Annotated in this window: 7 protein-coding genes; 4 read left to right on the plus strand and 3 right to left on the minus strand. The window is 72.3% G+C overall.

The annotated features are described in order from the left end of the window. Positions 1–4 precede the first annotated feature (4 nt). Positions 5–2,242 carry a PQQ-binding-like beta-propeller repeat protein gene (locus ACIBEI_RS08070; protein ID WP_398886235.1) on the plus strand — a complete coding sequence of 746 codons (2,238 nt, stop codon included), beginning with the start codon at positions 5–7 and terminating at the stop codon, positions 2,240–2,242. A gap of 138 nt (positions 2,243–2,380) precedes the next feature. Continuing rightward, positions 2,381–4,408 carry a serine/threonine-protein kinase gene (locus ACIBEI_RS08075; RefSeq protein ID WP_398886237.1) on the plus strand — a complete coding sequence of 676 codons (2,028 nt, stop codon included), beginning with the start codon at positions 2,381–2,383 and terminating at the stop codon, positions 4,406–4,408. A gap of 53 nt (positions 4,409–4,461) precedes the next feature. Here ACIBEI_RS08075 and ACIBEI_RS08080 read toward each other — a convergent pair whose 3' ends face one another. Continuing rightward, complete coding sequence (locus ACIBEI_RS08080) at positions 4,462–7,410, minus strand: SpoIIE family protein phosphatase (protein WP_398886239.1); 2,949 nt, start codon at positions 7,408–7,410, stop codon at positions 4,462–4,464. Between the two features lie 378 nt (positions 7,411–7,788). Between ACIBEI_RS08080 and ACIBEI_RS08085 the strand changes: the two genes are divergently transcribed. Beyond that, positions 7,789–8,487, plus strand: a complete 699-nt coding sequence (locus ACIBEI_RS08085; RefSeq protein ID WP_398886240.1) for a LuxR C-terminal-related transcriptional regulator — start codon at positions 7,789–7,791, stop codon at positions 8,485–8,487. A 237-nt stretch (positions 8,488–8,724) separates the two neighbouring features. Further along, entirely contained in the window at positions 8,725–11,277 is a 2,553-nt protein-coding gene (locus ACIBEI_RS08090) for a SpoIIE family protein phosphatase (protein WP_398886242.1), read from the plus strand. 36 nt (positions 11,278–11,313) lie between these two features. On the opposite strand, the gene ACIBEI_RS08095 is transcribed toward ACIBEI_RS08090, so the two are convergent. Both ACIBEI_RS08095 and ACIBEI_RS08100 read right to left on the minus strand, forming a co-directional pair. Next, positions 11,314–12,081 (minus strand): YqjF family protein, encoded by a 768-nt coding sequence (locus tag ACIBEI_RS08095; protein ID WP_398886244.1) that lies wholly within the window; start codon positions 12,079–12,081, stop codon positions 11,314–11,316. A gap of 134 nt (positions 12,082–12,215) precedes the next feature. After that, positions 12,216–12,647, minus strand: coding sequence for a hypothetical protein (locus tag ACIBEI_RS08100; protein ID WP_398886246.1), 432 nt, complete (start codon positions 12,645–12,647; stop codon positions 12,216–12,218). Positions 12,648–12,650: the final 3 nt, after the last annotated feature.

Raw genomic sequence — 12,650 nt, forward strand, 5'->3', positions numbered from 1 at the left:
AGGGATGGGAGAGGTCTTCCTCGCCCGTGACGACCAGCGGCGGACCGTGGCCGTCAAGGCCATCCGACCGGAGCTGGCCGCGAACAGGGACTTCCGGATCCGGTTCCGGCGCGAGGTGGACGCGGCACGGGCGGTGAGCGGCCGATACACGGCCACCGTCGTGGACGCCGACCCGGACGGCCGGGTCCCCTGGCTCGCCACCGCGCACATCCTCGGTCCGACGCTGGCCGACGCGGTCGAGGAACACGGGCCGCTGCCGCCGAAGTCGGTGCTGGCCCTCGGAGCCGGACTCGCCGAGGCCCTGATCGCCGTGCACTCCGCGGGGCTCGTGCACCGCGATCTCAAACCGTCCAATGTGCTGCTCTCCGCCGAGGGTCCCCGGGTCATCGACTTCGGCATCGTCCGCGCCACCGACGGCTACGAACTCACCCTGTCCGGTGTGCTGTTGGGCTCCCCGCGCTATATGTGCCCCGAGCACGCCACGGGTGACCCGATGGGCCCGGAGGGGGACGTGTTCTGTCTCGGCTCGGTCCTCGCCTTCGCCGCCACCGGGAACGCACCCTTCGACGGTTCGTCGGCAGCCACCCTGCTGTACCAAGTGGTGCACGGTACGCCGGATCTGACGGGTGTTCCGGATCCGCTGGACACGATCATCGGACTCTGTCTCGACAAGTCCCCGACGGCCCGGCCCACTCCGGACCGGGTGTCGGCGGCGTGCGCGCCCGGTGGTACCGACGCGCTGGACTGGGAGGGCTGGCTGCCGGAGCCCGTGGCCGCCTCGATCGGCGCGCAGGCCGCCGACCTCATGGACCTGGACCTCGGGCCCGGATCCGGTGCGGACGTCGTGGAGGGGAAGCGCGCCCACGCCGCCACCGGCGGCACGGTCGCCGCCGGTGTCCGCACCGACCCACGCGCGGGCGTCCACCAGCTCGTCACCGAGCGCCCGAGCCCCAGCCGTGTCGTCTTCCCCCATGTCCCGACGCCCGGCCCGACGCCCGGCCCGCCTCCCGGGAAGTCGTCGCCCGGCCCCGTCCCCCACCGCTCACGGCGACGGGCCCGACCGCGCCCCTCCCGCCGTACGGTCCTCGCGGCCGCCGCGCTCGGCGCCGTCACTCTTGGTTCCGGCGTCGCCGCACTCCTCGGTGAGCCGAAGGACCGGACCGAGCCGGCCGCGAAGCCGGCCGGGCCGGCGCCGAAGCCGCTGTGGGTCTACCAGGGGGACGCGCTCGTCAAGGCACCGGCGACCTTCTACGAGGACACGGCCCTGCTCAAGTCGCAGTCGGGCACGTTGTTGTCCCTCGGCCTCGCCGACGGCACCCGCCCCCGGTGGACCTACCGGGGCGTCAGCCAGTCCCCCACCCCGCCGCTCCTCGTCGCGGGCGACGTCGTCGCCCTCGGCACGGGAGCGACCGTGCTGGGCGTCGACCCGGGCACGGGCATCGAGCGGTTCTCCCTGGACTTCGGAGAGGACTTCCGGTTCGACACGCTGCTCGGCGGGTTCAGCGACCAGAGGGTCACCATCTCGGGTCTGCGGTTCAGCCGCCCGGACGGATCGCAGGGGTCGGCCACCTCCACGAACGTCGTCCTCAACACGGATCTGCGTGCGCGCCGGGCCAATGTCATCCCGATCAGCGAGGAGGACATCGGCCTCGACCTCAAGCCCGTCATGGCGTCCAGCCGCTTCGTCTACCTGGACGGGCTGCACCGGCTCACGGCCCGTGGCACCGCGAGCCGTGGGGACGTGCTGTGGCGCCGGCCCCTGAACTCCGACTCCGACGCCCGGTCGGCCCCGGTGGTGCTCGGCGGAACCGTCTTCGCCGTCGACAGCGAACTCATCGCCGTGGACCTGGAGTCCGGTGCGGTGCGCTGGCGGGTGAAGGAGGAGAAGGGCGGATTCGCCTCCGTCGCCGCCGCGGCCGGCACGGTGTACTGCACCACCAGGAACCCGCACGGCGTGCAGGCGTTCGACGCCGCCGACGGCACCCGGCGCTGGTTCCGCCGGACCCCTCGGCTCGATCTGGGCAACGCCCTCGTCGCGGGCGGCGGCTCGGTGTTCGTCACGGCGGCCCGCAACAGGGACGGGTTCTACGCGATCGACGCCCAACAGGGCGAGCTGCTCTGGAACTTCACCGACGGCCAGGACGCCGGCATCAACGACTGGCAACTCGCCTGCGACAGCGACGGCCCGCTGATAGCCCAGCACTTCAACAAGGTGTACGCCCTCCCGATACCCCGGCCCTGAGGGCCCCCGGGACCGAGTTCCGCACACCACCCTCACCTCAGGTCCCCGATCCGGCGCCCACTTGAACGACTGTGCGACGGGACGCGAGTGACCCGTGATGCAATGGGGCCACCGAACAGATCTTGGGGCGGAGTGGGCGTGTTGAGCAACGGTGGGCCCGGCGCGGCAGGTTTCCAGCCGCTGGAGGACGGCGATCCGCGGATCGTGGGCGGCTACCGGCTGGTGGCACGGCTCGGGTCCGGCGGCATGGGGCGGGTCTATCTCTCGCACACGCCGGGCGGACGGGCCGTCGCCGTCAAGGTGATCCGGCCGGAACTGGCCGAGAACGCCGAGTTCCGCAAGCGGTTCCAGGCCGAGGTGGCGGCCGCGAGCCGGGTGCACGGGCTCTATACGGCCCCGGTCGTGGACAGCGACACCGAAGGCTCCGTCCCGTGGTGCGCGACCGCCTATGTGCCGGGGCCGTCCCTCGCCGACGCGATACGCGACCACGGGCCACTGCCCGTCGACACCGTGCTGCGGCTGATCGCCGGGGTCGCGGAGGCACTGCAGGCGGTGCACCGCGAGGGCATCGTGCACCGGGACCTCAAGCCGTCGAACGTGCTGCTGGCCGACGACGGCCCGCGCGTCATCGACTTCGGTGTCGCACGGGCCGCGGACGCCACCTCGGTCACACAGAGCGGCATGGCTCTCGGCACGGTCGCCTATATGGCCCCGGAACAGGCGCTCGGCGGTGAGGCCGCCCCCTCGGCCGATGTGTTCGCGCTGGGACAGACCGCCGTGTTCGCCTCGACGGGCAGCGGTGCCTTCGGGGAAGGGGACGCGCACGCGGTGCTCTACCGGGTGGTGCACGAGCAGCCCGACCTCGGCCAAGTGCCTGAGCAGATACGGGAGTTGGTGGCGCTGTGTCTGCGCAAGCCCGCCGCCGAGCGGCCTTCCGTCGAGGAGGTCATCCGCTCCGTCCAGACCATCCAGGCACATCGCGGTGACGAGGCCCGGCACGCCTCGGGGGCATGGCTGCCGGGCGAACTGGCGGCGGGGATAGCGGCTCGGGCCGAAGGAGCCCACCAGGCGCAGGCCCACGCCCAGGCCCAGGCCCAGGCGGAGGCGGCCCCGAGCACTCACGGGTCCGGCGGTTTCGGAGCCGCAGGGTCCGGCGGTTTCGGAGCCGCAGGGTCCGGCGGTTTCGGAGCCGCAGGGTCCGGCGGTTTCGGAGCCGCTGCCTCCGGAGGCGTCTTCGGCCCCGCCGGCTCCGGCGGCTCCGGCGGTTTCGGCCCCCCGGCGGCCTACTCCCCCACCTCGCCGTCCCACGCGGCCCAGTCCCCAGCCGCACAGTCCCACGCCGCCCTGCCCGGGCCGTTCGTGATGGGATCTCCGGCCGCACCGGGTGCGTACACACCGCCTCCATGGCCCCAGCCGCAGGAGCCGGCCGTCGCGCAGACCTCCCCGGTCGCCGCGAACCGCGCGGGCCGCGGGGCCCGGCCATGGATGCTGTCGGCGGCCGCAGTCGTGCTCGTCGCCGGTGGGGCGGCCGCCGCGCTGCTGCTCGTCCCGGGGGACGGCGACAAGGACGACACCGGGTCCGCGGAGGTGGCCACGTCGCGGTCGGCTCCGAAGGCCGAGAAGTCCCCGTCGGCATCCGCTTCACCGTCCACCAAGGCGTCCAAGAAGCCGAAGCCCACCAAATCCGTGCTGCCGTCCGGCCCTTCGGGGCCCGCGACCCCCACACAGGCTCCGAACCCGGCTCCCCCGGCCGCGTCCAGCAAGCCGGCGGCGCCCGAGGCCCCTGCCCCGGTCACGTACTCCGGGATCCGGATGACCGCGAACCACGACCTGTATCTGGCGGACACCCCGGTGCGCCCCAAGGCTGACTCCGGGAGTTCGGACGAGGACCTGACGTACGCCGTCTACTCCTCGGGCGCCGTCCTCGCCCCCGGCACCACCTCCGGCAGCTCCCTCGCCTTGCTTCCTGCGGGACGGCAGGGAACCGTGGAGGCGTGCAAGGGCGCGACCGCCTACAAGAGTTACATCTGGATCAAGGACCTGACCGCCGGCCGGCAGATGTGCGTCATCAGCGGGACGGGACACGTGGGGCTGGTGACGTACAAGGGCTCGTCCGGGACGACGTACGCCACCTTGGACGTGAAGGTGTGGCGCGACGCGGTCTAGGTCGAATCTCCGGCCCCGTCCCGACAGTTCCTGGTCCCTGCGGAGCCCGGTCCCTACAACTCCTGGTCCCCGAAAGGGAGCGCGTCCAGGTCCCCGTCGAACTCCCCGACGTTCGGGAGCATCAGCTCCAGGGCGTCGGACGGCTCGTCCCTGCGGCTGTCCGGGCCCAGGAGTGCCTGCTCGGTCCAGATGCATTTTCCGGTCGCGGTGTAGCGCGTGCCCCAGCGCCGGGAGAGTGCCGTGATCAGTTGCAGGCCGCGCCCGCCCTCGTCGGTGTCCGTCGCCCGGCGGATGCGGGGCATCGTCAGGCTGCCGTCGAAGACCTCGCAGACCAGCTCGGCGTCGTGCAGGAGGCGCATGCTGACGGGGCCCTTGGCGTGGCGTACGACGTTGCCGACCAGTTCGCTGGCCAGGAGTTCCGTGGTCGGTGTCAGGCTTTCGAGGCCCCAGGCGGAGAGCTGCTCACGGACGTGACGGCGGGCCTGGCCCGCGGCCCTGGGGTCCTCGGGGAGCGACCACGAGGCCATCCTCTCCACGGGCAGGGCGTGCAGCCGCGCGACGAGGAGTGCCGCGTCGTCGGCCGCCTGGTGCTCGGCGGGGAGAAGACCGGCCGTGAGGGTGTCACAGAGGCGTTCGAGACGGTCGCGCTCCCCGTCCGGATCCACGTCCGTGATGTGCGCCGCGCGCAACAGCCCGGCCAGGTCCGCCATCCCCTCGTCGACGTCGCGCGTGGAGGACTCCACCAGACCGTCGGTGTAGAGCACGAGCAGGCTGCCCTCCGGCACCGCCAGCTCGACCGTCTCGAAGGGTGGTTCGGCCGCGCCCAGCGGAGGGTCGGGGGCCAGTTCCGGAAAGTGGACCCTGCCGTCGGGGTGGACCACGGCCGGCGGGGGATGACCTGCCCGGGTGATGGAGCAGATCTGCGTGGTCGAGTCGTACAGCGCGTAAAGGCAGGTGACGTACGACTCCTCGCCCATGCCGCCGACGATGTCGTTCAGATGGCTCATGATCTCGTCGGGCGGCAGTTCCAGGTCGGCGAGGGTGTGGACGGCCGTGCGCAGGCGGCCCATGGTCGCCGCCTCCGGCAGGCCGTGGCCCATCACGTCGCCGACCACCAGGGCGACCTGGCCGCCCGAGAGCGGGATGATGTCGTACCAGTCGCCCCCCACGTCCATACCCTGTCCCGCGGGGAGGTAGCGGGCCGCCGCCGTGCACGCCGACGGGGTGGGCAGGTCCCGGGGGAGCAGGCCGCGCTGGAGTTCGCGGGAGCGGGTGTGTTCGGCGTCGTAGAGCCTCGCCCGTTCCAGGGCCTGGGCGACCAGGGCGCTGATCGTGGTCAGCAGGGTGCGTTCGTCGTCGGTGAGGCGGCGCGGTCGGTCGAAGGCCACGACGCAGACGCCGAAGGTGACTCCGGACGCCGTCAGCGGCAGGAACGCCCACGCCTGTTTGCCCGCACGGCCGGGCAGATGGGCCTGCGCCGGTGAACGCGCGGCGAGTTCGTGGACGGATGACAGGAACAGTGGTGTGTTGGACGTGATCGCGTCCCAGCCGGGGTCGCCGGACACCCGCGGGCGGCGGTCGACAACGGTGAGGAAGTCGTCCGGGTAGCCGACCGCCCCGACGGTGTGCAGCGATTCGCCCTCGACGGTCTGCACCAGGAGTCCGGCGGCGGCGAAGAGCGGCAGCACCCGTGGGGCGAGCGCGTCCACCACGTCCCGTGACGTCGTCGCCTTCGCGAGGGCGGCCGTCAGCTCCGTCATCTGGGCCGCGCGCTCGGAGGCCCTCCGCTCCGTGGCCTCACGCTCCTCCTCGTGCCGCCGCCTCTGGGTGACGTCGGTGAAATACAGGGTGCGGCCGTCGGGGCCGGGGACCAGCCGCAGGTGGTACCGGCGGTTGTTCTCCGGCATGTGCACGTCGAAGCTGGCGGGCTTGTCCTCGGCCGCCGCCTTGCGAAAGCGGCTCTCCATGCCGGACACCCGCTGCGCGGTGGGCAGGTCCCACAGGACACGCCCGAACAGCTCCTTCTCGGAGAGGCCCAGCGTGCGTTCCGCCTCCAGGTTGGCGAAGGTGATCCGCCACTCGTCGTCGAACGCCAGGAATCCGTCGCTCATATGGCGCAGGGCGCGGCTGAGGGCGTCACGGGCGGACCGGGACTCGTCGCTCTCCCAGCCCACGCCGATCATCCGGCAGGGTTCGCCGTGTTCGTCGTACGTCGCCCTGCCGCGGGCCTGGGTCCAGCCGTACGTACCGTCCAGGCGGCGTACGCGGTACTCCGCCTCGTACACCGTGTGGTCGCGGATCGCCCGCTGCGCGGCGCCCAGCGTCGGGGCCAGGTCGTCGGGGTGGACGATCCTCATCCAGTTCTCGATCTTGCCGGTGAAGTCTGCCGGTCTGGTGCCGTAGAGCTTCAGGGCCGCCTCGTCCCAGATCAGGTCGCCGGTCCGGATGTCCCAGTCCCAGGAGCCGACGCTGACCTCCTTGAGGGCCTGCCGGAGGCGCTCGCCGCTGAGTTCGGTCTGCGCGGGCCCGGCCGGCGGGGGTGCCTGGGCCATGCGTTCCTCGGTCCAGGCGATCACGGCGCGCAGGAAGTCCCACTGCTCCGGGGTGGGTTCGCCTCCCTCGCCCGTGACGACGGAGAGGGCACCGATGGTGCGGTCCCCGCCGGACAGCGGGACGGCCGCCAGTCCGCTGCCCGGCCAGGTGTCCTCCGCCGGCAGTGGCTGTCCGGTGGGCGTCCGCGGTGCCCAGACGCCGCTGCCCTGGTGCAGGGCGCGGGCGGGGGCCAGCGGGCCTTCCTGGTCGATGATCTCCCAGGCCCGGGTGAGGACCGGTGGGAGACCGGCGGCAGACACCAGCCGCAGGGCGGACATGGGGCCGCGAAGGTGGATCATCCCTCCCAGGGCACCGAGCTCGCCCACCGCGTGCTGGAGCGCCAACCGGAAGATCTCGCTCTCCGCGACACCTGGTTCCACCGTGCCGAGCAGAGCCAGCCGTGCATTCATACGATGAATTTTACCGTTCTGGCCTCATTGGAATGCGGGCCTTCGCAGGAATCACACCCTCGCCTTCACCCTCCCTTACCTGGCCTTCAACACCCTTTGACGCAGGTCGAGTTGCCTGCCGTGGACGATGGCGGGTCCGGCACCGACCGGATCGAGCCGTACGTCTCCACACCGATCCTCGCACCGCCCCCGGCAATCGTCGCGGGCTGGACGCGGGGAGGACGAAGAGTGAGCCAGACCACAACAAAAACGGTGCCGTATCGATAGCGGCAGGGCTACTCTGGACATCGAGGTGAACGAAACAGTTTCGTTCAGGGCTCCGCGCATGTCCCCGGCGAGGACGCCGCCCATCGCCCCTCCCCATGGAGAACGCCTGCCATGACCTCCGTACTCATCGTGAACGACCAGTCCCTGCAGCGGCTCGGTCTGCGGATGCTCCTGGCCGCCGAGCCCGACCTGACCGTCGTCGGCGAAGCGGCGACCGGGGCCGAGGCGGTCCGTCTCAGCGCCGAACTCCGCCCCGACGTCGTCCTGTTGGACAGCGGCGTCGCCGCCACGGACGGCGTCGCGACCATCCGCCGTATCGCCCATCCCTCCCTCCTGCCGCTCGTTTCCGAACTCACCGGAGCCGACGGGCAGCGCCCGCGCGTACTCGTCCTGACACCTGCCGGCCGGGAGGGAAACGCCTACGCCGCCCTGCGCGCCGGAGCGGCCGGATTCCTTCTCCAGGACGCCACTCCCGACGAGCTGGCCGCGGCCATCCGTATCGTGGCGGCGGGAGACGCCGTGATCACTCCCGGGCTGACCCGCACGCTCATCGAGACGGTCCGCCAGCAGCGCCCCGCCCGCCGGCTCGACGGGCAGGTCGGCCTCGGCACCCTCACCGGGCGCGAACGCGACGTCCTCACCGCCGTCGCGTCCGGCTGGTCCAACGCCGAGATCGCCGAGCGCCTGTCCATCGCTCCGACCACCGTGAAGACCCACGTCAGCAACATCCTCGCCAAGATCGGCGCCCACGCCCGCGTCCAGGCGGTGGTCTTCGCCTACGAGTCCGGCCTGGTGCGGCCGGCGGCCTGACACCGATCGGTACGCGCCCGCCGGCCGCGATCGCCGACAGGCGCGCACCGATCCAGAAATCTGCCGGACGGTAGCCGCCCGTCACCTGATCGTCACGATTCCGGACGCCTGGGCCCATACAGGCGCCGTTGCCCTCGTCGGATTCACACGGAGTTCCCCGCCCGGGTGCAGGCGGAGGCGATCGTGGCGCATTCTTGCTGTGTCAGCCACTCGGCGGCGCACGGACGAGGTAGGGCGATGACTGGGAGAGCCGAGCACGACACCCGGACGCCCGGACGCCTGGCCGCACTGCTGACCGGGATCACGGCGGAGGCGATCGGTGCGGCCGACGGCTTCGCGGGAGGCGTGTACCTGCGGTCCAGTACGCCCGGGCTACTGCGGCTCGCCGTGCTCTCCGGACTGCCGGGGCCGCTGTTCCGCCCCTGGTGGCGGCTGCACGTCGACCGTCGGTTCCCCGTCGCGGACGCCTACCGGCTGGGCGTCCAGGTGGTGCTCCCGGACGCCACGGAGACCATGCGCCGCTACCCCCAGTTCGCGGCGGGCCTGCCGTTCCCGTTCGGGTCCGTGTACGTGCCCGTGGTCGGCGGATCGACGGTCTACGGCGTACTGACCCTCCTGCGCCCCGCGACGTCGGACGCCACCACGGTGCTGCCCGACCGTGACCGCATGGCGCAGCTGGCCGAGGACCTGGGCGCGGCTCTGCGGAGCCTGGAGGACGGCGACGGGTCTCCGGTCGCCTGGGACGACGAACCGCTGTGCGTGCGGCCACCGGCGGCCGGGCCCCCTGCCGCGCCCATCGGGCGCTTCTCCTGGGATCCGGCAACGGATGTCGTGACCGCGGACAACCGGCTGCGCGCCCTGCTCGGGGTGGCGCCGGGAGAGGCCGCAGACACCCCGCAGGCCCTCGCGGACGCCGTGGCCGCCGCCGACTCCCATCAGATCCTGGCCGCCCTGCGGGAGACGGCCGCGGGAAGACCGCCGCCGCTGCCCCTGCACGTGCACGCCGTCGACGGCACTCTTCGGCTGCTGGAACTCTGGACCCCGCACGACACGTCCGTACCGCCCGGAACGCACCCCGTCCGCGGCATCGTCCTCGATCCGGACATCGGATCGGCGGCCGACAAGGCGGCCGACCTGCTCCCGGAGGGCGTGTTCTGCCTCGACCGGCTGGGCCTGATCGTCTACGCGAATCCTCGGGCGGCCGAGCTGCTGGGCCGGCCGCGCTCCGAGCTTCTGGGCCGCATCCTGTGGGAGGCGGTGCCATGGCTCGACCGGCCCGCCTACGAGGACCACCTGCGAGAGGCCCTGCTGTCACCTCATCCGGTGCACTGCCACGTCGTACGGCCGCTCCAGGACGAGGACAAGCCCCTCGCGGATCCCCAGGGAGGCGACTGGTTCTCGCTCTCCGTCTATCCGGGTCCCGACATCCTGACCTGCAAGATCGTTCCGGCCGACCGTATGGCGGACCCGCCTCCCGAGCCGGCGCCGCAGCCCGAAACGATCGCACCGCCGGACGCGCCCCTGGCCGACGGTTCTCCGGCCGCGGTCACCTCGATGGCCCCGCTGTACCGCCCGATCATCCTCGCGATCGCGCTGACCGAGGCGGTCACCGCCCACCAGGTCTCCGCGGTCGTGATGCAGGAGCTGCTGCCGGCCTTCGGCGGCCGTCGGCTCGCCATCTACCTGCTGCAGGACCGGCATCTGTATCTGGCCTGGGAGTCGGGCTTCCCCAAGGGGTTCCTCGCGCCCTTCGACGGGGTCGGCCTCGACACCCGGCTGCCCGGCGTGGAGACCCTCACCACCGGCCGGCCGCTCTTCTTCGAGTCGATGCATCAGCTCACGGCCGCCTACCCCGGCATCCCGCTCGACGCCACGGAGGGCGCCCGGGCCTTCCTGCCCCTCATCGCCTCCGGGCGCCCCGTCGGCTCCTGCATTCTCGGCTTCGACCGTCCCCGGGACTTCAGCACCGAGGAACGTACGGTGCTCACCGCCCTCGCCGGGCTGATCGCCCACGCCATGGAGAAGGCACACCGCTACGACACCGAGGCCGCGCTCGCCCGCGGGCTCCAGCAGGCGCTCCTCCCCCGGCGGCTGTCGGGCCATCCGCGGGTCGAGACCGTCGGGCGCTATCTGGCGGGCACCCAGGGAATGGACGTGGGAGGCGACTGGTACGACGTCGTCGAGTCCGGGGACGGTCTCGCGCTGGTCATCGGCGACGTCCAGGGACACGGCGTCCAGGCCGCCGCCACCATGGGTCAACTGCGCAGCGCCGTAAGGGCCTTCGCACTCGGCGACCATCCGCCCGACGAGGTCCTCAGCGGCACCAACCGTCTTCTGATCGACCTCGATCCCGGCCTGTTCGCCAGTTGCTGCTACATCCGGCTGGACCCCGTCACCGGTCTGGCCCGGGTCGCCCGCGCCGGGCATCCCCCGCCGATCCTGCGCTACCCGGACGGCCGCACCCACGTCCTGGACATCCCCGGCGGCGTCGTGCTCGGCGTCGACCAGCACGCCCAGTACCCGGTGACGGAGCTGCAGCTGGAGCCCGGCGCCATCCTCGCGCTCTACACGGACGGGCTGGTCGAGCGGCCCGGCGTCGACATCGACGAGGGCATCACCGCACTGCGCGTGGCCCTGGCCCGGGCCGGTTCCCCCGCTGCCCGCCCGGGAGGCCGTTCACTGGCCGCCGTCGCCGACCGGCTCACCGCCAGGGCCCGGCATGTCGCCGACCGCCCCGACGACATAGCGCTGCTGCTGACGGCACGCCGCCCGATGGGACGCCCCCGCTGAGCGACAGCGCTCCGTGCGGCACTCCCCGTACGGGACTCAACCGCGCGGCGGAGGAATCGGGCGCCCGAGACGCACGGGGACGCCCGGGGAATACAGCACGCTGACCGGTTCGCCCAGCAGCGCCGGCAGCCCGGCGGACTCGACGAGGTTCTCCTCGCAGGCGACCAGCGTCGCCCGGTGCAGCGGCCAGCGCGGATGGTCGTTCGGCAGGAAGCCGGCGTCGCCGAAGAACGGGTTGTGCATGCCCCACCGGGCGGTCAGGAAGTGCTCAAGACTGTTCGGCTCGGTTATGCGCTCCCCGGGCCGGACGACGAGCCGGCTGTACGCGCCGCGCGGCCCCGGCACACGCCTCGCGCTGGTGTAGCCGACCGTGTCCCCGCCGGTCCGCACGGACATGCGCGACCACACGTACGGCAGCCGGAACGCCAGGCGCCCCATGACCACCGGCACGAGCCGGGACGCGTCCATGGACCGGAAGACCACACCGCGCCGACCGTGCGCGTCCACCGAGTACAGGCGCACGTTGGTCTCCGGGAAGGAGCCGAGGTACGGCACTCCCGGCAGGCGCAGCCAGCCCACCTTGTGCATCCGGAAAGCGACCAGCCCGACGAAGGTGACTCCGTCGACGGTGTCGGGAACGGTGCCGTCCGGCAGCAGTCCCGCCACGGCCGCCGGATCCACGGCCCAGTGCACGAAGGTGAGGTCCAGCCACTGCTGGGTGAGCAGGGGGCGGCGGAGTGCGACCGGGGCGTCGGGCGTGATCGGTTCCGGCACGGACGAGGTGATCGACACGAGCGAAAGCATCGCAGGCCCCTGTCCGGGGCACGGCGAGAACGCGTGCTGTGTGACGCGTCTGGCACCGGTGGGCCCCGGTGCCGTAGTCCCGGGCCCCGCCGTCGTGCGTCGGCCCCGGACGTGTCCCGGGGCCGCGGCGGGGGTCAGACATCGGTGGGCAGGCCGCTCACCTCCGCGATGCCGCGCAGTTCCTCGTCCTGGCGGTGTCGTTCACCGATGAAGTCGGCGATCTCCTGGCACCTGGCCGGATCGGCCGCGGTGCCGGAGTCCGTGACGACCCTGACGGGTCCGACCTCGTCGGTCTCGATCTCGACGATCTGGTTGTCCAGCCGTCCCGTGACGGCGACGGCCACGACGAGGGACGCCTCGTCGCGGACCTCCTGCGAGACGCCGGCACCGTCCTCGCCTTCGAGACTCAACTCGATCGGCCCAGCCCGTTGCTCCTGCATCGCCTCCAGCACTGGCTCGACCATGCGGAGCAGCACCGCGTAGTCCGACGGCGCCATACGCACGCGCAACAAGTCGAGATAGACGTCCACGGGCCGGTCTTCGGGCGGAAACTCTGATTCGCTCATGGG

Origin of the sequence: Streptomyces sp. NPDC050988 (genome assembly GCF_044456225.1) — a bacterium.
In the GTDB taxonomy this organism is placed as follows: Bacteria; Actinomycetota; Actinomycetes; order Streptomycetales; family Streptomycetaceae; genus Streptomyces.

Bases quoted from the DNA above. Each gene is read 5' to 3' on its own strand.
- ACIBEI_RS08070 (WP_398886235.1), top strand. From the start codon at position 5: ATGGGAGAGGTCTTCCTCGCCCGTGACGACCAGCGGCGGACCGTGGCC.
- ACIBEI_RS08080 (WP_398886239.1), bottom strand. From the start codon at position 7,410: ATGAATGCACGGCTGGCTCTGCTCGGCACGGTGGAACCAGGTGTCGCG.
- ACIBEI_RS08085 (WP_398886240.1), top strand. From the start codon at position 7,789: ATGACCTCCGTACTCATCGTGAACGACCAGTCCCTGCAGCGGCTCGGT.
- ACIBEI_RS08090 (WP_398886242.1), top strand. From the start codon at position 8,725: ATGACTGGGAGAGCCGAGCACGACACCCGGACGCCCGGACGCCTGGCC.
- ACIBEI_RS08095 (WP_398886244.1), bottom strand. From the start codon at position 12,081: ATGCTTTCGCTCGTGTCGATCACCTCGTCCGTGCCGGAACCGATCACG.
- ACIBEI_RS08100 (WP_398886246.1), bottom strand. From the start codon at position 12,647: ATGAGCGAATCAGAGTTTCCGCCCGAAGACCGGCCCGTGGACGTCTAT.